Consider the following 21172-nt stretch of genomic DNA (forward strand, 5'->3'; position numbering starts at 1 on the left):
CCATTGCCCAGTTCACGGGATTAGATTGACATCATCCGGTGCTGTACTGTTGGCCACCCGGACGACGGTGGAATCAGAAGTGAGGAGGGGCCCTGATGATCCTGGTACGTCAAGAGATCGGCGAAGTGCTTCGTGATTTCCGCCAGCAGAAGGGGCGGACCCTCCGCCAGGTGGCCAGCCGCGCGAGTGTCGCGCTGGGCTATCTGAGCGAGGTGGAGCGCGGCCAGAAGGAAGCCTCGAGCGAGATCCTCGCGTCGGTGGCCGAGGCGCTCGATGTTCCCATCTCGATCATCATGCGCGAGGTGGGCGACCGCATCTCGGTCCTCGAGGGCCTGCAGACCTTCCCCGACGTCGTCCCCGACGACCTCGTGGCCTCGGTCGACGCCGAGCTGTCGCTGCGCTGACCCCGCCGCTTTCTCATATGCGTCGCAGTGAGTTCCAACGTGCCGTGAGCGATGAGTTCGGCGCACGCGCGAACGCCGTCGTGACGGATCTGTATCTGTCGAAGGTGGGCGGTCGCACGGCCGCCGAGGCGATCGATGCGGGGGTCGACCCGCGAGAGGTGTGGCTCGCCCTGTGCGAAGAGCTCGACGTTCCCGCCGAGCGCCGGTACGGCGTCGGACGACTCGAGCCGCGTCGCCGCTGACCTGCACGGCGGTACGCGTTTCCGCTGCCGCGACGCGGCGTGTCATCGAAGAAGTGTTCGAGATCCGCGTAGGCTCCTGCACAGCAGGTGTCGAGAGCGTGTTTTCCACGCAGCGGGAAGGAGCGAAGACGGATGTCGGAGCCCCTCCCTAACGTGAACAGCGTCGAACGACACCTCACGCCTTGTCGCAGCATCCGTCCCACCGGGGTGGAGCGCGACAGCCTACAGGCGACGGAACGCGAGCACTGAGGAGCACGTCATGCCATCACCCGTTGACCGCGAGAAGGCCCTGGAATCGGCCCTCGCCCAGATCGACCGGCAGTTCGGGAAGGGCTCGGTGATGCGCCTCGGCAGCGACGAGCGTGCTCCCGTCGAGGTCGTGCCCACCGGCTCGATCGCCCTCGATGTCGCGCTCGGCATCGGCGGTCTCCCGCGCGGCCGCATCATCGAGATCTACGGACCGGAGTCGTCGGGTAAGACGACGCTGACCCTGCACGCGATCGCCAACGCGCAGCGCGCCGGCGGCATCGCGGCGTTCATCGACGCGGAGCACGCGCTCGACCCCGACTACGCGCAGAAGCTCGGCGTCGACATCGACGCGCTTCTCGTCTCGCAGCCCGACACGGGTGAGCAGGCGCTCGAGATCGCCGACATGCTCGTGCGCTCCGGTGCGATCGACCTCATCGTGATCGACTCCGTCGCCGCCCTCGTGCCCAAGGCCGAGATCGAAGGCGAGATGGGCGACTCCCACGTGGGTCTGCAGGCACGCCTCATGTCGCAGGCGCTGCGCAAGCTCACCGGTGGTCTCAACCAGACCAACACCACGATGATCTTCATCAACCAGCTGCGCGAGAAGATCGGCGTGTTCTTCGGCTCGCCCGAGACCACCGCCGGTGGCAAGGCGCTCAAGTTCTACGCGTCCGTCCGTCTCGACATCCGTCGCATCGAGACCCTGAAGGACGGCGCTGAGGCGGTCGGCAACCGCACCCGCGTCAAGGTCGTCAAGAACAAGATGGCGCCGCCGTTCAAGCAGGCGGAGTTCGACATCCTCTACGGCGTGGGCATCTCGCGCGAGGGCAGCCTCATCGACTTCGGCGTGGAGCACGCCATCGTCAAGAAGTCCGGTGCCTGGTACACCTACGAGGGCGAGCAGCTCGGGCAGGGCAAGGAGAACGCCCGCAACTTCCTCCTGAAGAACCCGGATGTCGCGGCCGAGATCGAGACGAAGATCAAGACGAAGCTCGGCATCGGCGTGCCCAAGGCCACGGGCGAGGTCGCGGACGAGCTGGCGGCGCGCCGCCCGGCCTGATGGTCCGTTTCGTCGACAGCGGTGGCGAGTCCGACGCGGAGAACAGCGACGGACTCGCCCCCGTGACATCGCTCTTCGGCGACCGCAGCGCGAAGGCCTACCCGAAGACCGCGGCGGACGTCCGGCAGGAGCTCGAGGACCGCATCCCCGCCGGCCGAGCAAACCAGGACTCGTGGGCGGAGCACGGCCCCGCATCGTCGGCACCGGCTGCGGCCGAGTGGCGGACCGAGTGGAACGACGGCCCCGGCGCGAGCACGACCGCACACCACGCACCCGAGCGCGATGAGCGTGATGAGCGCCCCATCGACCTCGACGCCGAGCGCGCCGGTCGGGCTCGTTCCGGGGCGAGTCGGCGAGGTGGGGCGGAGGCCGCCGATCCCGCCGATGCGGCCGAGCTCGGCCTGCTGAAGAAGCTGCGTGCCCGGCAGGTCTCCGTGTCGGAGGCGAAGACGTACCTCGGCCAGTACGAGCTCGGCCGCGAAGGCGTCGAGGCGATCCTCGACTCCTTCCTCGAACGCGGCTACCTCGACGACGCCCGGCTCGCGGAGCAGGTGGTGCACGCCGGCGTCGATCGCAAGGGACAAGGACGCCAGGCGCTCTCGCAGAGCCTCGCGAAGCGGGGTATCCCGCGCGACATCGCCGATGCTGCGCTGGCGGAGCTGCCCGACGACGACGCAGAACGGGCGCTCGAGTTCGCGCGATCCAAGGCGGGCTCCATGCGCGGGCTCGAGCGCGACGTCGCGCTTCGTCGCCTCGCCGGCCAGCTGGCGCGCCGCGGCTACGGAGGCTCGGCGGCGCTCAACGCCGCCCGGCAGGCGCTGGACGAGTCGATGCGTCCCACCGGGCGCGTGCGATTCGACTGACGCCCACCGCTCGAGCCCGCCCGTTTCGTGCACGAAGCAGGCCCGCACGCGCCGCTAGGGTGAGCGGATGCTCACGAAGTTCCTCGTCGATGAGGCGCAGCTGACCGACCTCGTCGCGCCCGTGGGGCGTCTGTCATCGGCGGAACCGCTGTCGGGCGGGATGTTCGCGACGGCGTTCCGCCTCCACTTCGACGACGGCCGCCGTGCGGTCGCGAAGATCGTCGGTGCCGACACATCCCGGTTCCTGACGTACGAGCTCGGGCTGCTCGGCACGGAAGCCCTCACATACCGCATGCTCGAAGGCAGCGGAGTGCCCGTGCCACGTGTGCTCCACACCGATTTCACGCGCGAGGTGCTGGACGCCGATCTGGTCGTCGCCGAGCACCTTCCCGGCGTGCCGTGGCTCGGGCGCGAACTCGACGAGGCGCAGACCGCGGTCGTGCGTCGCAACCTCGGCGCGGTCATGGCGGGCCTGCATCGGGTGGATGCGCCGTCGTTCGGCTACCCGGCAGCGGATGCCGGGCTCAGCGCCGCCACCTGGCGTGAGGCCTTCGTCCTGATGATCGAGGCGGTGCTCGCCGACGCGGAGCGGTGGCAGGTCGTGCTTCCGGTGGAGCGCGTGCGCGCGGCGGTCGCCACCCACTCCGACGCCCTCGACACCGTCACTCGCGCCGCGGTGGTGCACACCGATCTGTGGGAGGGCAATGTCTTCATCGATCCCGACAGCCTCGACATCGTCGGGATCATCGACACCGAGCGGACGCTCTGGGGCGACCCGCTGCACGAGCTCGTCGGCGCCGATCAGTTCGGCACCGGGGAGCCGAACGCCGACCTGCTCGCGGGCGACGCGGCAGCGGGCGGCGTCCTCGCCCGTGAGCTCGCCACGCCGACCGGTCCGACGCGCCTCCAGCTGTCGCGGCTGTACTTCTCGCTCGTGCTCGCGGTCGAGCCGACAATGCGCGGCTACGAGGGGGAGTGGGCCGTCGGATACGAGCATGGAGCACGCGCCAACCTCGACCTCGCGCTGGATCGACTCGAGTCGATCTCGGCCGCTTCCTGACCGGCGGGGGACGCAGCATCCACTACCAGCCTCCGTGCATGCGGACGGCTCGTAGAATGGCGGGATCATGTCTTCCCCTTCCGCCACCCCGACTCTCATCGCGCCCTCCGAGGCCGCGCACGATGTCGACGGGCGTGCGCGCACCTATGAGGTGCGCACGTTCGGCTGCCAGATGAACGTGCACGACTCCGAGCGCCTCTCCGGTTCGCTCGAGAGCGCCGGCTACGTCCGCGCCGAGGCGGGTCAAGAGGCCGACGTCGTCGTCATCAACACGTGCGCCGTGCGCGACAACGCGGCCGGCAAGCTGTACGGCACGCTCGGTCACCTCAAGTCCCGCAAGGACAAGCACGAGGGCATGCAGATCGCCGTCGGCGGCTGCCTCGCGCAGATGGACAAGGACGTCGTCCAGCAGAAGGCGCCGTGGGTCGACGTCGTCTTCGGAACGCACAACATGGGATCGCTGCCGAGCCTGCTCGAGCGGGCGCGCCACAACGGCGAGGCCGAGCTCGAGATCCTCGAGTCGCTCGAGATCTTCCCGTCGACGCTTCCCACCAAGCGCGACAGCGTCTACAGCGGCTGGGTGTCGATCTCGGTCGGCTGCAACAACACCTGCACGTTCTGCATCGTGCCGAGCCTGCGCGGCAAGGAGAAGGACCGCCGCCCCGGCGACATCCTGAACGAGATCCGCCTCCTCGTCGACGACGGAGCGATGGAAGTCACCCTCCTCGGCCAGAACGTCAACTCGTACGGCGTCGAGTTCGGTGACCGCCAGGCGTTCGGCAAGCTGCTGCGCGCCGCCGGCGAGATCGAGGGCCTTGAGCGCATCCGCTTCACGAGCCCGCACCCCGCCGCGTTCACGGACGATGTCATCGACGCCATGGCCGAGACTCCGGCCGTCATGCCGCAGCTCCACATGCCGTTGCAGTCGGGCAGCGACCGCATCCTCAAGGCGATGCGCCGGTCATACCGCAGCGAGAAGTTCCTCGGCATCCTCGACCGTGTGCGGGCCCAGATGCCCGACGCCGCCATCACCACCGACATCATCGTGGGCTTCCCGGGCGAGACCGACGAGGACTTCGAGGACACGATGCGCGTCGTCGAGCAGGCCCGGTTCGCCAGCGCCTTCACGTTCCAGTACTCGATCCGCGAAGGCACCCCGGCGGCCACCATGCCCGACCAGGTGCCGAAGGAGATCGTGCAGGCGCGCTACGAGCGCCTCGCCGCCCTGCAGGAGCGCATCTCGCGCGAAGAGAACGAGAAGCAGCTCGGTCGCGAGCTGCAGGTGCTCGTCTCGACCGGCGAGGGCAAGAAGGACGCCGAGACCCACCGCCTGACGGGCCGCGCCGAAGACAACCGGCTCGTGCACTTCGAGGTGCCAGAGGGCTCCGAGATCCCGCGCCCCGGCGACGTCGTCTCGGTCGTGGTGACGCACGCCGCACCGTTCCACCTGCTCGCCGACTCGACCGACGGCGCGCCGCTGCGCATCCGCCGGACGCGCTCGGGCGACGCGTGGGATCGCTCGCAGGCCGAGTCGTGCGGCATCCCCGCGCCCGCGGGCGAGTCCGCTGGGCCGCGCGCGGTGTCGCTCGGGCTGCCGACCCTGCGCATCGGCGTCTGACCCGGTCAGTGAACACCTCGGCCGACGCCGCCCCGCCGCCGCGCCTGTGGGCCGTCGTCGGTGCGACGGGGACGGGCAAAACCGCGCTGTCGCTCGAACTCGCCCAAGCGCTCGCGGCGGCCGCCCGCCCGGCCGAGATCGTGAACGCCGACGCGATGCAGTTCTATCGCGGCATGGATATCGGCACCGCGAAGCTTCCCGAGGCCGAGCGGCGAGGCATCCCTCATCACCTCTTCGACGAGCTCGACGTCACCGAAGACGCCGCGGTCGCCTGGTATCAGGATGCTGCGCGCACGGCGATCCGCGAGATCCACGGGCGCGGCGCCGACGCCGTGCTGGTGGGCGGTTCCGGGCTGTACGTGTCGAGCGTGCTCTTCGACTTCCGCTTCCCGCCGCGCGATGAGGAGCTCCGCGCCCGCCTCGAGGTGGAGCTCGACGAGCACGGCCCCGGCGCCCTCTACGCCCGCCTCCGCGAGCTGGATCCCGCGACCGCGACCAAGGTCGACCCGCGCAACGGCCGCCGCATCGTGCGCGCCCTCGAGGTGCTCGAGCTCGGTGAGCGCACGCACGGCGCGATGCTGCCCGACGCGCCCGTCCTCTGGTACCCCGACACCCGCATCGTCGGCGTCGCCGTGCCCCGCGACGAGCTCGTGCTCCGCCTCGATGCACGCGTTGAGGGGATGTGGCGGGACGGGCTCCTCGATGAGGTGAGAGCGCTGCGTGCGCAGGGCCTCGAACGCGGTGTGACGGCGCGACGAGCCATCGGCTACGCGCAGGCGCTCGCGCAGCTGACGGGCGAGATGACCGAGGCCGAGGCGATCGCCGAGACCCAGGCGCTGACGCGCCGCTACGCCCGCCGCCAGGTGTCGTGGTTCAAGCGCTACGAGGATCTCCGGTGGGTGGATCCGGAGACGGATGCCGCCACCCTGGCAGACTCGTGGTCATGAGCATCGCGATCCGGGCCTTCGATCTCCCCGACACCGAGGCGGTCGTCTCGCTGTGGCAGCAGACGGGGCTCACGCGGCCGTGGAACAACCCGTACCAGGACATCCGACGCAAGCTCTCCGTGCAGCCGGAGCTGTTCCTCGTCGCCGTCGATGACCGGACGATCATCGGCACGGTCATGGCCGGCTACGACGGCCACCGCGGCTGGCTCTACTACCTCGCGAGCGCGCCGGACCGGCGCGGCGAAGGGATCGCACGCAAGCTGGTCGCCGAAGCCGAGGAGCTGCTGACCGAGATGGGCTGCCCGAAGGTGCAGCTCATGGTGCGGCCCGAGAACGGCATCGCACAGGGCTTCTACGACTCGCTCGGTTACGAGCCCTTCGAGACGTGGAACACCGGCAAGCGCCTCATCGCCGACTGAGCCGCGCCGGGCCCGGGGCCTCGGATCCCGCCCGTAGACTGGTGCGATGCCGCAGACGATCGCGTTCACCAAGGGCCACGGCACCGGCAACGACTTCGTGATCGTCCCCGACCCCGACGGCGCGCTCGACCTCAGCGACGACCAGGTCGCGGTGCTGTGCGACCGGCGCTTCGGGATCGGCGGCGACGGCATCCTGCGCGTGGTGCGTGGGAGCGCCATCGACGAGGGCTCCGAGGCGGCAGCATCCGGAGCCGAATGGTTCATGGACTACCGCAACGCCGATGGTTCGAAGGCGGAGATGTGCGGCAACGGCGTGCGGGTCTTCGTGCGCTACCTGGCCGACGTCGGCTGGGCCGACGTCGACGGCGAGCCGCTCAAGGTCGGCACCCGCGCGGGCATCAAGACCGTCACGCGCAGCGACCGCGGGTACGAGGTCGACCTCGGCCCGTTCGTCGTCGACGACTCCGGGGTGCTCGTGCGCACGCGCGGCGGGGGTGCTCCTCGTCCGGGTGTCGGGATCGACGTCGGCAACCCCCACGTCGTCGTGGCGCTGCCCGACGACGCGGAGCTCGAGGGACTCGACCTCGCCGCGCAGCCGCTGCTGCAACCTGAGCCTCCGCATGGTGCGAACGTCGAGTTCGTCGTCCCGAGCGACCCGCTCGTGCACGAGGGCGTCGGCTCGATCCGCATGCGCGTGTTCGAGCGCGGGGTGGGCGAGACGCTGAGCTGCGGCACCGGTGTCGCCGCCGCGGCGCTGGCGGTGCGGCACTGGGCCGGCCCCGCGGCACCCGATCACTGGGTCGTCGAGGTACCCGGCGGCACGCTGGGCGTGCGGATGCCGGAGGTCGACGGCGAGCGGCACGTGCTCCTGTCGGGCCCCGCGACGCTCGTCTACACCGGCGAGGTCACGCTCGCGTAGCGGAGCTCAGACCTCGGGCAGCTCGGGCAGGTCGATCGGCTCGCTCGGCGGTGAGCCGTGACGGCGCACCTTGAGCACGCGGAAGCCGCGGGCCGTCGCCGCACGGTGCACGGTGAAGCGCCGGTCGAGCGTGGCGGCCAGCCAGCGCTGCAGCGAATCGGAGCCGAGGTTGCGCTGCACCACGAGCCACGCGTCCGCGCGCTCGTCGAGCCGGGGGAGCCAGCGCTCGAGCAGGCCGTGCAGCTCGTTCTTGCCCACGCGGATGGGCGGATTCGACCGGATCGTGCGGAACAGGATGTCGTCGGGAACATCATCGGGCAGCGACGCGTTGACGTTGTCGAGCCCGAGTGCCGCCGCGTTGCGGCGCACCAGGTCGAGCGCACGCTCGTTCACGTCGACGGCCCACACCGTCGCGTGCGGCGCGTCGAGCGCGAGGCTGAGTGCGATCGGTCCCCACCCGCACCCGAGGTCGAGGAAGTTCCCGCTCGCCGGAGGCGGGGGAGTGTTCGACAGCAGCACCGCGGTTCCCGAGTCCACGTGATCGGGGCTGAAGACGCCCCCGGCAGTCGTGACCTCGAGATCGCGACCGGACAGCGTGACCCGGATGCGGCGCAGATTCTCGGGGCTGGCGGGTGTCGCACTGAAATAGTGGTCACTCCCCATGGCTGACGAGCCTAGCGGAGGTGCTCCGCACAACGGGAAGCTAGAATTCACGGATGCGGCGAACCGGCCGATGAGCGGCGGAAAACGGCATCCACCGCAACAAGCGAAGGAACACATGACGGATACCACGACACCCCAGAGCACCGACGAGACGCCGGTGGACCCGGTGGATCGCGTGCTGGCGCGCGCCGAAGCGCGCTCGGGGGTGCACGTCTTCGGAGCCGCTCAGGCGCTCCAGGACGAGGCAACGATCGGGCGCACCGACACCGACGGCGAGCAGTGGGATCGCGAGGAGCGCGCCGCGCTCCGGCGCGTCCCCGGGCTCTCCACGGAGCTCGAAGACGTCACCGAGGTCGAGTACCGGCAGCTGCGACTCGAGAACGTCGTGCTGGTCGGCGTGCACGCGCAGGGCGAGACGGAGGATGCCGAGAACTCGCTGCGTGAGCTGTCGGCGCTCGCCGAGACCGCCGGCGCCGTCGTGCTCGACGGCGTGCTGCAGAGGCGTCCCCACCCGGACCCCGCGACCTACGTGGGTCGCGGCAAGGCGGAGGAGCTGCGCGACATCGTCGCCTCGGTCGGCGCCGACACCGTGATCGCCGACACCGAGCTCGCGCCGAGCCAGCGGCGCGCCCTCGAGGACGTCGTCAAGGTCAAGGTGATCGACCGAACGACGGTGATCCTCGACATCTTCAGCCAGCACGCGAAGAGCCGCGAGGGCAAGGCCCAGGTCGAGCTGGCGCAGCTCGAGTACCTCCTCCCGCGCCTGCGCGGCTGGGGTGACTCGATGAGCCGCCAGGCCGGTGGACAGGTGGGCGCGGGCGGTGCGGGCATGGGCTCGCGCGGCCCCGGTGAGACGAAGATCGAGCTCGATCGTCGCCGCATCCGCACGCGCATGGCGCAGCTGCGCAAGCAGATCCGAGACTTCGCCCCGGCGCGCGACGCCAAGCGGGCCGAGCGCAAGCGCAACACGATCCCGTCGGTCGCGATCGCCGGGTACACCAACGCCGGCAAGTCGTCGCTGCTGAACCGCCTCACGAGCGCGGGCGTGCTCGTCGAGAACGCCCTGTTCGCGACGCTGGACGCCACGGTGCGGCGCACCGAGACGAACGACGGCCGGATCTACACGCTCACCGACACCGTCGGTTTCGTGCGCAACCTGCCCCACCAGCTGGTGGAGGCGTTCCGGTCGACGCTCGAGGAGGTCGGCGACGCCGACGTCATCGTGCACGTCGTCGACGGCTCGCACCCCGACCCGGCCGCCCAGCTGGCGACGGTGCGTGATGTGATCGGCGACGTCGGCGCCCGCGACATCCCCGAGATCATCGTCTTCAACAAGGCCGATCTGATCGACGACGACGCGCGCCTGCTGCTGCGCGGACTCGAGCCCAAGGCGGTGTTCGCGTCCTCCCGCACCGGCGAGGGGATCGACGAGCTGCGGGCCCTCATCGAGGACACGCTGCCGCTGCCGGCCGTCGAGGTGCGGGCGCTCGTGCCCTACGACCGCGGCGACCTCGTCTCGGCGATCCACGAGCAGGGGATGATCCTCGCGCAGGAGCACGAGGAGGGCGGCACCGCCGTGCACGCCCGCGTGGGCGAGCACCTCGCCGCACGCCTCGCCCCCTTCGCGGTCTGAGAACGCGAGCCGCCGCTCGAGCCGCTAGTCGAGCTCGAGCGGCGGCACTCCCGGCGTCTCGAAGCCGAACACCTGGCCGAGGAACGCGAGCTCGGCCTCCATGGTCCGTACGAGCGTCGTCGCGCTGCGGAAGCCGTGCCCTTCGCCCTCGAACGCGAGGTAGGCGTGGGCGACGCCGTTCGCCGCGAGGGCGTCGCGCACGGCCTCGGACTGCGACGGCGGCACGACGCGATCGTCGAGGCCTTGTTCGATCAGCAGCGGCGTGCGGAGTCGATCGAGGTGCGACAGCGGCGACCGCTGGACGTACAGCTCCTCGGCCTCGGGCAGCGGCCCGACCATGCCGTCGAGATAGCGGGCTTCGAAGTCGTGCGTGTCCTCGGCGAGCGTGCGCAGGTCGGCCACGCCGTAGCGGCTGATGCCCGCGCCGAACGAGTCCGAGTTCGTCAGTGCGCACAGCACCGTCCAGCCGCCCGCCGAGCCGCCCGCGATCGCGAGCCTGGCCCCATCGGCGGTGCCCGCCTCCGCGAGCCCGCGGGCCGCGGCCACGACGTCGTCGACGTCGACGACGCCCCACTGCCCCAGCAGGCGCTCACGATAGGCGCGGCCGTAGCCGCTGGAGCCGCCGTAGTTGACGTCCAGCACGCCGATTCCGCGGCTGGTCAGGTAAGCGATCTTCCCGGATGCTGCGCCGCCCACGTGATCGGTCGGACCGCCGTGCACGAACACCACGTACGGGGGCCGCTCGCCGTCGGGTCCGACGAATCCCGGGTTCGCCGGCGGGTAGTCGAAAGCGTGGACGGGACCATGCGGCCCCGGCACGGTGATCGGGCGCGAACGCGGCATCCACTCGGCTCCCCACGGCGACGTACCGCCGACGATGAGCCGCGTCGCCGCGGGATCGTCGACGTCGACCTCCCAGAGCCCTGCGCCGCCGGAGCCGGCGCCCGAGAGGAGCAGACGGGTGCCGCGCGCGTCCTCGATCGACAGGCGCGTCACCGCGTCGACGGGCAGCGCGCGGCGCCCGCCGGCGCCGTCGAAGACGACGAGCTCCTCCGCGCCGTTCGCCTCGACCGCGGCGATGCGCCCGTCGGCGAGCAGCGTGAACCACCGCGTGCCGAGCACCCACAGAGGCCCGCCGGTGTCGGCATCGACGGCAGTGATCGGCTCGTGGTGGAGGTCGGCCGTCAGCCGCAGCCGCCACAGGTTCCAGCGGCCCGTCGGGTCGTCGGCGTAGACGAGATCGTCGTCGTCGACCCACGCGGGCTGCAGCGGCGAGGAACCGCCGCCCGCGACCGTGGTCCACTCCGGGCCGTCGCCCCCCTGGAGGCGGCCTATGCGCAGCTCCGCGCGATCCCAGGCCATGTGGGGGTGATTCCACGCGATCCAGGCGAGGCGCGAGCCGTCGGGCGACAGCGCGGGGTGGGCGACGAAGTCGCTGCCGCTCGCGAGCGAGCTCAGGCGCGCAGCATCCGCTCTGCCGTCCCGGGGGATGTCCACGATGTCGCGAGCCGGAACCGCGGTGCCGCGGGTGTGGTCCTCGCGCACGGCGAGCAGGCGGCCGTGCTGCAGCGTCAGGCCGCCGAAGCGGACGTCGCCGGCCTCGGGCGTGAGCGGGCGCGGCTCACCGCCCGGTTCGAGCCGCCAGACGCGCTGGTCGGTCTTCTCGACGAAGTACAGCACGCCGTCGTCGTCGGCCGTCCACGAGCCGCCGCCGTACTCGTGCACGCGCGACCTGGCGCTCCACGGCGCGGGGAGCACATCGACGACGGCTCCGGATGCCGCCCTCCGGCGCACGGCGGAGCGGCCGCCCTCTTCCGGCACGGACTCGCCCCACCACACCTCCGGCGCGTCCGCACCGACGAAGCGCGCACCCTCCAGACGGGGTGAGGCCGCGGAGACCTCCGCGGCCGAGATGGGGGAGGGCCAGCTGCCGTAGGGGCGCACGTCCGGTGTCGTCACGCACCCCACGCTACGACGAAGCCCACGGGTGCCGCGATCGAAACAGAACGTCACAGGCGACACCGCGGCGGCGCGCTCCGCTACCGTGGACGAATCGTCGCCCGGTCGTCCTCACGGACGCCCCGAACCTCGGGGCCCGGGCAGGAGCGACAGCCGAGCCCGGCACCCGCCCGCGAATGACACCCCTTCCGCCGTCCGGCGGGTGGAGGTGCCGCGGCCGATCGGGCCTTCCCGTACGGCTCAGCCCTGTCCGCCGATCCCTGAGAAGCAGGCCATGTCGATCGACCTGAGCACTCCTCCCGTGCCGATCTCCTTCGAGGTGTACCCGCCGCGTTCCGACGCGGGCGTCGCCGCCCTTCACGAGACGATCCGCCACCTGGCGTCGGTCGACCCGCGGTTCATCTCGGTGACCTACGGAGCGGGCGGCTCCACCGGCGGTCGCTCCCTCGAGCTGCTGACCCACATCCTGCGCGAGACCCACGTCGAGCCCCTCGCCCACCTCACCTGCGTCGGGAACACCTACGCCGGCGCGAACGCGCTGATCCGCGAATTCCTGGATGCCGGGATCACGAGCTTCCTCGCACTCCGAGGCGATCCTCCGGCGGGCGTGTCGGAAGAGGACGTCTTCCTCGGCGACCTCGACAGCGCGGCGCAGCTCGTGCAGCTCATCGACTGCGTGCAGGCGGAGCGTGAGCCCTACAGCGAAGCGCCCATCCCCGGCGTGCCGGGTGCCGTGCGGCTCGCGGAGCGCCCCCGCGTCGACATCGCCGTGGCGGCGTTCCCGAACGGTCACCCTCGGTCGAGGCATCCGTTCGAAGACATCGACGCGCTGCTCGCGAAGCAGGCGGCCGGTGCGACGCTCGCGATCACGCAGCTGTTCTTCCACGCCGACGACTACCTGGCGTTCGTGCAGCGATCGCGCGAAGCCGGTGTCACGATCCCGATCCTCCCCGGCATCATGCCGATCACCTCGCCCACTCGGCTGCGCCGCGTGCTGGAGCTGACGGGGGAGCAGCGGCCGGCGGACCTCGCCGTCGCGCTCGACCTCGAGCCGACCGTCGACGGGCAGCGCGAGGTGGGCGTCGCGCACGCCGCGCGCCTGGCCCGCGAGGTCGTGGAGGGGGGCGCCCCCGGCGTCCACCTGTACGCGTTCAACAACCACGAGACGGTGCTCAACGTGCTGAGCGAAGCCGGCGTGCTCGCCTCCGCCGCGCGAATGCCCGACGCCGTCCGCTGACCCGGACGCCGCGATCCGTCGGATGACCGACGGGTCTCTTCGGCGACCCCGAAAACCCCCCACTCCGAGATGAACGAAGCGAAAGAGAGAGAGCACGATGACCGAACCTCGCAGCACCTTCCCCCACGGCACGATCCTGGGCTATCCCCGGATCGGGCGTCGCCGCGAACTCAAGCGCGCGGTCGAGGCGTACTGGGCCGGCGCCACTGACGCACCGACCCTGGAGCAGACGGCGGCCGGCCTGCGCCGCGCGACGCGCGAACGGCTCGCCGCGCTCGGTCTCGGCCGCGACGACTCGTCGATCCCCGAGTCGTTCTCGTTCTACGACCAGGTGCACGACGCGGCCGTGACCGTCGGGGCGCTGCCCGAGCGGTTCGCCGCGCTGCGCGACGCCGACGGCGCGATCGGGATCGACGCGTACTTCACCGCCGCACGCGGGGCGGGCGACGATGCTCCCCTCGAGATGACCAAGTGGTTCGACACGAACTATCACTTCCTCGTGCCCGAGATCGGCCCCGAGACGGTCTTCTCCCTCTCGAGCGACCGCTTCGCACGCCAGGTGGCCGAGGCGAAGGCCGACGGCTTCACGGTGCGTCCGGTCGTGGTCGGTCCGGTGACGCTCCTCGCTCTGGCGAAGGCGACGGTCCCCACGCCCACTCCACGCGCCGCTGGCGCGTCGCGCGGAGCCTCCGGGCGCGTGGGCCCAGCCGCGCCCCAGGGCTTCGATCCGCTCAGCCGCCTCGACGACCTGCTGCCGGTGTACGCCGAGCTGCTGTCCGCCCTTCGCGCCGCAGGCGCCGCGTGGGTACAGCTGGACGAGCCCGCCCTGGTGAGCGAGAGCCTGCCCGCGGACGCTGCCGTGCTGGCGGATGCCGCGGCTCGCGCGTATGCCGCGCTGGGCGTTCGCGGCGACCGCCCGGCGATCCTCGTCGCGGCGGGGTACGCGCAGCTGTCGCCCCAGGCGTGGACGGCGCTGGCGGCGGCCCCGATCGAGGCCATCGCCATCGATCTCACCCGGGGCGCCGTGCCCGACGCGGTTCCGGGCCTCGACCGCAAGACCCTCGTGGGCGGCGTCGTCGACGGACGGAACGTCTGGCGCGGTGACCTCGACGCCGCGTGGGAGCGCCTGCAGGCGCTGAGCGCCGTGGGCGCGTCGGAGATCAGCGCGGGCACCTCGACCTCGCTCCAGCACGTGCCCCACGACGTCGCCGACGAGTCCGCGCTCGACCCGCGGCTGGCGTCGTGGCTCGCGTTCGCCGACCAGAAGCTCGCGCAGGTGGTGACGCTCGCCACCGGCCTGGTCGAGGGTCGCGAGGCCATCGCCGAGCCGCTGGCCGAGGCATCCGCCGCCCTCGCGGACCGTCGCAGCGCGCCCGGGGTGCGCGACGGCGCCGTGCGCGAGCGGGCCGCGGTGCTGGACGCCGGTGACTTCGAGCGCGGCGACTACGACGCCCGCGTCGCGGCGCAGGATGCCGAGCTCGCGCTGCCCGTGCTGCCCACCACCACGATCGGGTCGTTCCCGCAGACCGGCGACATCCGCCGGGCGCGGGCTCGTCACGGCCGCGGGGAGCTCGGTGCCGACGAGTACCAGCGGTTCCTGCGCGACGAGATCGCGCGCGTCGTGACGCTCCAGGAGGACATCGGCCTCGACGTCCTCGTGCACGGCGAGGCCGAGCGCAACGACATGGTGCAGTACTTCGCCGAGAACCTCGACGGCTTCGCGGTGACCGAGAACGGCTGGGTGCAGTCGTACGGCTCGCGTGCGACGCGGCCGTCGATCCTGTGGGGCGACGTGTCACGGCCGACGGCGATCACGGTCGCGTGGTCGACGTTCGCGCAGTCGCTCACCGACAAGCCCATGAAGGGCATGCTGACCGGGCCGGTGACGATCCTGGCGTGGTCGTTCGTGCGCGACGACCAGCCGCTCGGCGAGACGGCGAACCAGGTGGCGCTGGCGCTGCGCGATGAGATCGCCGACCTCGAGGGCGCGGGCATCCGCGTCATCCAGGTCGACGAGCCGGCGCTGCGGGAGCTCCTTCCCCTCAAGGCGGCGGACCAGCCCGCCTACCTCGAGTGGTCGGTCGGCTCGTTCCGCCTCGCGACCGCGGGGGCCGCGCCGGCGACGCAGGTGCACACCCACCTCTGCTACTCGGAGTTCGATGTGGTCATCGACGCGATCGCGGCCCTCGACGCCGACGTGACCTCGATCGAGGCCGCCCGCAGCCGCGGTGAAGTGATCGGCGACATCCGGGTGTCGGGCTTCGCGGCCGGGATCGGCCCGGGCGTCTACGACATCCACTCGCCGCGCGTGCCCTCGGTCGACGAGATCACCGACCTCCTGGACCGCACGGTCGGCGAGCTCTCCCTGCGGCGCGTCTGGGTCAACCCCGACTGCGGGCTCAAGACGCGGGGGTACGACGAGACGGTCGCCTCGCTGAGGAATCTCGTCGAGGCGACCGGACTCGTGCGGGAGCGCGTCGGCGTCAGCCTCTAGGCGCGCGGCTTCTTCCCGGATGCTTCGGCCGGCGCGGATGCGCCGGTCGAGGCATCCTCGGTGTCGGGGATGACCTCGGTGTCGTTCTCGTCTTCGATGACCACCGTGTCGGCGTCGATGACGAGGGTGTCGGCGGTGCCGTCGGCGTCGTCGTCCTCGGCATCGACGGACTCCGCGACCGCCACCGCCTCGTCGGGGCGGACCTGCAGCAGCTCGAGGATCCAGGTCACGACGAGCGCGACGATGAGCACGAGGAAGATGTCGCCGGCCGACAGCGGTCGCAGTGCGAACAGCCAGATGACCGCGAGGACGATGATGAGCGTGCGCACCAGGGTGCGGTAGCGGTAGAGCCAGGCGCCGAAGCGTCCCGTGCCGAACCCGTGACTCGCCAGCTGCCGTCGTGCCGACGCGTTCAGGCTCGCAACGGCCTGGCGTGAGCGCACGGCCGGCGTCCAACGGCCGGCGAACCAGCCCAGGATCGCGATGACGACGCCGAGCAGCACGGCGATGGACGCGGTCTGCTGCATCGCGCCGACGAGGCTCTGGTAGACGACGTCGAGCGCTGTGACCGAGAGACCGAGCTGCGCCGCCGTCTGTCCGATGACCGGGTAGCCGACGGCGAACGCGATCGCCAGGGCACCGCCGCCGAGCGCGAAGCCGATGCCCGAGCCGAGCACCGCCGTGCTCCGGCGGCGCGCGATGAGGATGCCGAGCACGAAGAGCCCGATCGTGATGATCGGCAGCCACCAGCCCAGCGCCGTGGCGAGGGCGTACGTGGTGCGGATCGTCACGAGCGTGTCGCCGGTGCCGATGATGATGACCTTGTCGACGGCAGGGATCAGCTGCGCGATGCCGACGCCGCGATCGATGAGGTTCTGCTTGACGCGCTCGACGATCGCGCCGAGCTGGATGCCGAGGCCCTGGTCGTTCATCACCACGATGCCGCCGCCGTCGGACGTGGCCGCGGCGGTCAGGGCGCGGTGGGCGGCGCGGGTGGTCGCCGTCCAGGTGTCGGCGAAGGCGTCCGACTCGACGACGCGCGTGACGGTCTGCGTGAGGAGGTTCTGGAGTCCCTCCGCGGCCGGTGCCTGCAGCAGCTTGAGGGCCTGTGATGCGCGGGGCGGCAGCCCGAGCTGATCGATGCCGTCGAAGACGTTGGCCGTCAGCTCCTCGAAATCGACCTGGGCCTGCACGGCCTCGACGGTCTCGTCGATGATCATCTGCTGCACGGCGGGGTCATCGGCGAGCGGAGCCAGCGTCTGCACGAACGCGGCCTCGTCGACGAGCTCCAGCCGCGCCCACGCGGTGACGATCGAGATCGGGACGAGGATCGACGCGATCACGATGCACAGCGCGGAGAAGAACGCGCGCCAGCCGCTGCCTGCCGGGCGATTCGCCCTGCCGGTGGCCGGCGCGGGCGCGGCGCCGGCTCTGAGGAGGGCGTTCTCGGCCTCGAGCGCGTCCAGGCGGGCCTGGAGGTCGGGAACGTCTGGCGAGGGCGTGACGGCGGTCATTCCACCCTTATAGCGCGTCGCGCGTACTGCCCACCACCTCTGGCGTCGCGCGATTCGTGCGAAATGGCGTCAGACCGCGCGCAGCACCGCGACGACCTTGCCGAGCACGCTGGCGTCGTCGCCCAGGATCGGCTCGAACGCGGAGTTGCGGGGGAGGAGCCAGGTGTGGCCGTCGCGCTGGCGGAACGTCTTCACGGTCGCCTCGCTGTCGAGCATCGCGGCGACGATGTCGCCGTTGTCGGCGGTGGCCTGCGATCGCACCACGACCCAGTCGCCGTCGCAGATCGCGGCGTCGATCATCGACTCGCCGGAGACCTTGAGCATGAACAGGTCGCCCTTGCCGACGAGCTGGCGCGGGAGGGGGAAGATCTCCTCCACCTGCTGCTCGGCCGTGATGGGGACGCCCGCGGCGATGCGGCCGACCAGCGGCACGAGCGCGGCGTCGCCGACCGACGGCGCGGCGTCGGCGGGGCTCTCGGTGGCGGTCCCGGGCAGGTCGATGAGGACCTCCATGGCGCGGGTCTTGCCCGCGTCGCGCCGCAGGTAGCCGCTCAGCTCGAGCTGGTTGAGCTGGTGCGTGACGCTCGACAGCGACTTGAGGCCGACCGCATCGCCGATCTCGCGCATGCTGGGCGGGTAGCCGTGGCGGGCGATCGAGCGCTGGATCACCTCGAGGATCGCGAGCTGCTTCTCGCTCAGGCTCTTGCGCCGGCGGGTCTGGGGCTTCTCTCGCCCGGCCGCGTCGCTCATCTTCCGGCTCCGTCCTGCGCTCGGCCGCCGAGCGCTGTTTCTTCGAATGTCGGAGGCCCGTGGTGGGGTTCTCGTATCGAAACCGTATCCGGATCCCAGGCGATGAGGTGGCAACCTCGCCGCGTGTCGCGTTCGAGAGATCGACGTCGGAATGCGGTATTGACATCGTACAGACTCGAAGATAGCTTCGGAAGAGAGGTTCGTATTCTTCACTCCCGGCCGAGTGGAGAATGCGAATCTCTCCCCATCAGGAGGAGACGAGCATGACCGCGATCGACTTCACGACGTCCATCCCGTCGCCGGCCCGCGCCGCCGGTGCCGCAGCCCAGCGCGCCACGCGTGCCGTGGCCGGGCGATCAACGCGTCTGCGGTTGACGGTGCGCGGTCGTCGTGTGCTCGCCGTGCTGGCCGCTCTTCCGGCCGTGATCGCCCTGAGCGTCGCGGTGCTCGGCGGCGGCGCGGCGCTCGCCTCGCGTGACGCGGGCGCTCCCGCCGGCTCGTTCACGACAGTCACCGTCGCGCCCGGCGAATCGCTGTGGACGATCGCCGAAGCGGTCGCCCCCGACCGCGACCCGCGCGACGTGGTCGACGAGCTCGTGCGGCTGAACGCCCTCGACACCGTCCTCGTCCAGGCGGGCCAGCGCCTCGCGATCCCCGCGGCGTACGACCGCTGATCGCGCGGCGCGTCGCGCGACGTCACGCGGCGAGAGGTGCCCGATGGGCGGGCCTACCATGGGATGGGTGAGTGCACGTCTCGAAGATCTCCCCTTACGCGCCGACCTCCGGGGGCAGAAGCCCTACGGCGCCCCGCAGGCACCGCTTCCGGTCGCCCTGAACGTCAACGAGAACACTCATCCGGTTCCGGCCGAGGTCGCAGACGACATCCTCGACTCGATCGCACTCGCTCTGCGCGACGTCAACCGCTACCCCGACCGCGAGTTCACCGCCCTGCGCGAGGGCTTCGCCGACTATCTCGGTCACGGCCTCACTCGCGACCAGATCTGGGCCGCGAACGGCTCGAACGAGGTGCTGCAGCACATCCTGCAGGCCTTCGCGGGGCCGGGTCGCACCGCCTTCGGCTTCACTCCGACGTATTCGATGTACCCGCTGCTCACGCGCGGCACCGGCGCGGAATGGATCTCGGGCACCCGATCGGCCGACTTCACGATCGACGCCGAAGACGCGGCATCCCAGATCGCCGACGCCTCGCCTGACGTGGTCTTCCTCTGCTCGCCGAACAACCCGACCGGCACGCCCCTCGGTCTCGACGTCGTCGAGGCCGTGTACGAGGCCGCCGACGGGGTCGTCATCGTCGACGAGGCGTACTTCGAGTTCGCCCCGCACGACGAGCGCTCGGCGCTGACGCTGCTGCCCGGGCGCGAACGACTCGTCGTCTCGCGCACCATGAGCAAGGCGTTCGCCTTCGCCGGTGCCCGCGTCGGCTACCTGGCCGCCGATCCCGCCCTCATCGACGCACTCCGGCTCGTGCGCCTGCCATACCACCTCAGCGCGCTGACTCAGGCGGCGGCGTCCGCCGCGCTGCGTCATGCTCCGGTCATGCTGGGCATGGTCGACGAGATCGTCGCCCAGCGCGACCGCATCTCGGCCACGGTCGAGGCGCTCGGCTACACGCCCCACGAGTCCTGGACGAACTTCGTGCTGTTCGGCGGCGTGGCCGATCCGGCGGCCACCTGGCAGGCCCTGTACGACGAGGGTGTGCTCATCCGTGACGTCGGCATCCCGTCGCACCTGCGGGTCACCGCGGGCACCGCGGACGAGACCACCGCATTCCTCGACGCCCTCGCCTCGGTAGGATCGGCGGCATGAGCGCCGCACCACGTACCGCCTCGCTGCGCCGGGCGACGAGTGAGTCGACGGTCGAGCTGGAGCTCGATCTCGACGGCACCGGCCGCAGCCGCATCGACACCACGGTGCCGTTCTTCGACCACCTCCTGACCGCGTTCGCGAAGCACTCGCTCACCGATCTCACCGTGCGGGCATCGGGCGACACCGACATCGACGCCCACCACACCGTCGAAGACATCTCGATCGTGCTCGGCCAGGCGATCCGCGAGGCCCTCGGCGACAAGTCGGGCATCTCGCGCTACGGCGACGCTCTGGTGCCGCTCGACGAGGCGCTCGCGCAGGCCGTGGTCGACATCAGCGGCCGCCCCTACCTGGTGCACACCGGCGAGCCCGCCGGCTTCGAGCACCACCTCATCGGCGGCCACTTCACCGGTTCGCTCGTGCGACACACCTTCGAGGCCATCTCTTTCAACGCGGCACTGACCGTGCACGTCCGCGTGCTGTCGGGGCGCGACCCGCACCACATCGCCGAGGCGGAGTACAAGGCGTTCGCCCGCGCGTTCCGCCAGGCGAAGGCGCGGGACCCGCTCGTCGAGGGCATCCCGAGCACGAAGGGCGCCCTGTGACCGAAAGCGCTCCCGCCGAGCGGGAGAAGCCGCTCGTCGCCGTCCTCGACTACGGTTCGGGCAATGTCCACTCCGCGGTCAAGGCATTGGTCGCGGCGGGTGCCGACGCGCGGCTGACCTCCGATCGCGGTCTGATCATGGACGCCGACGGGCTCTTCGTGCCCGGTGTCGGCGCGTTCCGCGCGGTGGCCGAGGCGCTGCGCGCGAGCCGCGGCGACGAGCTCATCGAACGCCGGCTCGCCGGCGGCCGCCCGGTGCTCGGCGTGTGCGTCGGCATGCAGATCTTCTTCGAGCGCGGCGTGGAGCGCGGTGTCGACACCGAGGGCATGGGGGAGTGGCCGGGCGTCGTGACCGAGCTCGACGCCCCCGTGCTGCCCCACATGGGCTGGAACACCGTCGAGCCGGGCGAGGGCTCGCGCCTCTTCCGGGGCATCGAGCACGAGCGGTTCTACTTCGTCCACTCGTTCGGTGCGCAGAAGTGGCTGCTCGACGTCCGGCCGCCGTTCCCCGAGCCCGTCCTGACGTGGTGCGAGTACGGCACGCGGTTCCTCGCCGCGGTCGAGAACGGGCCGCTGTCGGCCACGCAGTTCCACCCGGAGAAGTCCGGGGATGCCGGCATCCGTCTTCTCACGAATTGGATCGACGGCCTCGGCGGGGCTACCCTCTGAGACCGTGCCGTCTGCGGGAGCGCGTGCTTCCGTGATCCGCC

20 protein-coding genes are annotated in these 21172 nt (G+C 71.2%); 16 read left to right on the plus strand and 4 right to left on the minus strand.

Annotated elements, in window-relative coordinates; all coding sequences use genetic code 11:
• Positions 1-95: 95 nt before the first annotated feature.
• The 9 genes from ACLBXX_RS10910 to dapF all read left to right on the plus strand — a co-directional run bounded on the left by ACLBXX_RS10910 (position 96) and on the right by dapF (position 7781).
• Entirely contained in the window at positions 96-404 is a 309-nt protein-coding gene (locus ACLBXX_RS10910) for a helix-turn-helix domain-containing protein (RefSeq protein ID WP_018172206.1), read from the plus strand.
• 17 nt (positions 405-421) lie between these two features.
• Positions 422-646, plus strand: a complete 225-nt coding sequence (locus ACLBXX_RS10915) for a DUF3046 domain-containing protein (protein ID WP_447658036.1) — start codon at positions 422-424, stop codon at positions 644-646.
• A 259-nt stretch (positions 647-905) separates the two neighbouring features.
• A complete protein-coding gene (gene recA / locus ACLBXX_RS10920) occupies positions 906-1955 on the plus strand; it encodes a recombinase RecA (protein ID WP_045297268.1) in 1050 nt (349 codons plus the stop codon).
• Positions 1955-2818: a regulatory protein RecX gene (locus ACLBXX_RS10925; protein WP_447658037.1), complete on the plus strand. Its 864-nt coding sequence runs from the start codon at positions 1955-1957 to the stop codon at positions 2816-2818. The genes recA and ACLBXX_RS10925 overlap by 1 nt, the downstream gene beginning before the upstream one ends.
• 67 nt (positions 2819-2885) lie before the next feature.
• Entirely contained in the window at positions 2886-3878 is a 993-nt protein-coding gene (locus tag ACLBXX_RS10930) for a phosphotransferase family protein (RefSeq protein ID WP_447658038.1), read from the plus strand.
• Positions 3879-3945: 67 nt separating this feature from the next.
• Positions 3946-5496 carry a tRNA (N6-isopentenyl adenosine(37)-C2)-methylthiotransferase MiaB gene (miaB, locus tag ACLBXX_RS10935; RefSeq protein WP_447658039.1) on the plus strand — a complete coding sequence of 517 codons (1551 nt, stop codon included), beginning with the start codon at positions 3946-3948 and terminating at the stop codon, positions 5494-5496.
• Between the two features lie 8 nt (positions 5497-5504).
• Positions 5505-6443, plus strand: coding sequence for a tRNA (adenosine(37)-N6)-dimethylallyltransferase MiaA (gene miaA, locus ACLBXX_RS10940; RefSeq protein WP_447658040.1), 939 nt, complete (start codon positions 5505-5507; stop codon positions 6441-6443).
• Positions 6440-6862 (plus strand): GNAT family acetyltransferase, encoded by a 423-nt coding sequence (locus tag ACLBXX_RS10945; RefSeq protein ID WP_447658041.1) that lies wholly within the window; start codon positions 6440-6442, stop codon positions 6860-6862. Before miaA ends, ACLBXX_RS10945 begins: the two co-directional genes overlap by 4 nt.
• 46 nt (positions 6863-6908) lie before the next feature.
• Positions 6909-7781, plus strand: coding sequence for a diaminopimelate epimerase (gene dapF / locus ACLBXX_RS10950; RefSeq protein ID WP_447658042.1), 873 nt, complete (start codon positions 6909-6911; stop codon positions 7779-7781).
• Between the two features lie 6 nt (positions 7782-7787).
• Here the strand turns inward: dapF and ACLBXX_RS10955 are convergent, their stop codons facing one another.
• Complete coding sequence (locus ACLBXX_RS10955) at positions 7788-8444, minus strand: class I SAM-dependent methyltransferase (protein WP_387146849.1); 657 nt, start codon at positions 8442-8444, stop codon at positions 7788-7790.
• 115 nt (positions 8445-8559) lie between these two features.
• On the opposite strand from ACLBXX_RS10955, the gene hflX reads away from it, so the two are divergent.
• Positions 8560-10077: a GTPase HflX gene (hflX, locus tag ACLBXX_RS10960; RefSeq protein WP_447658043.1), complete on the plus strand. Its 1518-nt coding sequence runs from the start codon at positions 8560-8562 to the stop codon at positions 10075-10077.
• Between the two features lie 24 nt (positions 10078-10101).
• Here the strand turns inward: hflX and ACLBXX_RS10965 are convergent, their stop codons facing one another.
• Positions 10102-12036 (minus strand): alpha/beta hydrolase family protein, encoded by a 1935-nt coding sequence (locus ACLBXX_RS10965; protein WP_447658044.1) that lies wholly within the window; start codon positions 12034-12036, stop codon positions 10102-10104.
• Between the two features lie 274 nt (positions 12037-12310).
• Between ACLBXX_RS10965 and ACLBXX_RS10970 the strand changes: the two genes are divergently transcribed.
• Positions 12311-13273: a methylenetetrahydrofolate reductase gene (locus ACLBXX_RS10970; protein WP_447658045.1), complete on the plus strand. Its 963-nt coding sequence runs from the start codon at positions 12311-12313 to the stop codon at positions 13271-13273.
• A 97-nt stretch (positions 13274-13370) separates the two neighbouring features.
• Positions 13371-15767, plus strand: a complete 2397-nt coding sequence (gene metE, locus ACLBXX_RS10975) for a 5-methyltetrahydropteroyltriglutamate--homocysteine S-methyltransferase (protein ID WP_447658046.1) — start codon at positions 13371-13373, stop codon at positions 15765-15767.
• On the opposite strand, the gene ACLBXX_RS10980 is transcribed toward metE, so the two are convergent.
• Entirely contained in the window at positions 15764-17281 is a 1518-nt protein-coding gene (locus ACLBXX_RS10980) for a hypothetical protein (RefSeq protein WP_447658047.1), read from the minus strand. The genes metE and ACLBXX_RS10980 overlap by 4 nt on opposite strands.
• Positions 17282-17350: 69 nt before the next feature.
• Positions 17351-18031 carry a transcriptional repressor LexA gene (gene lexA, locus ACLBXX_RS10985; protein ID WP_447658048.1) on the minus strand — a complete coding sequence of 227 codons (681 nt, stop codon included), beginning with the start codon at positions 18029-18031 and terminating at the stop codon, positions 17351-17353.
• A 263-nt stretch (positions 18032-18294) separates the two neighbouring features.
• Between lexA and ACLBXX_RS10990 the strand changes: the two genes are divergently transcribed.
• The 4 genes from ACLBXX_RS10990 (at position 18295) to hisH (ending at position 21131) form a co-directional block, all read left to right on the plus strand.
• Positions 18295-18705 (plus strand): LysM peptidoglycan-binding domain-containing protein, encoded by a 411-nt coding sequence (locus tag ACLBXX_RS10990; protein WP_447658049.1) that lies wholly within the window; start codon positions 18295-18297, stop codon positions 18703-18705.
• 67 nt (positions 18706-18772) lie between these two features.
• The gene (locus tag ACLBXX_RS10995; RefSeq protein WP_447658050.1) at positions 18773-19858 is read left to right on the plus strand and encodes a histidinol-phosphate transaminase; all 1086 of its coding nucleotides are present in this window, start codon (positions 18773-18775) and stop codon (positions 19856-19858) included.
• A complete protein-coding gene (gene hisB / locus ACLBXX_RS11000; protein ID WP_447658051.1) occupies positions 19855-20463 on the plus strand; it encodes an imidazoleglycerol-phosphate dehydratase HisB in 609 nt (202 codons plus the stop codon). Before ACLBXX_RS10995 ends, hisB begins: the two co-directional genes overlap by 4 nt.
• On the plus strand, positions 20460-21131 hold the full coding sequence (gene hisH, locus ACLBXX_RS11005; RefSeq protein WP_447658052.1) for an imidazole glycerol phosphate synthase subunit HisH: 672 nt from the start codon (positions 20460-20462) through the stop codon (positions 21129-21131). The genes hisB and hisH overlap by 4 nt, the downstream gene beginning before the upstream one ends.
• Positions 21132-21172 lie beyond the last annotated feature (41 nt).

The sequence above is a fragment of the Microbacterium sp. C23T genome (assembly GCF_053345975.1).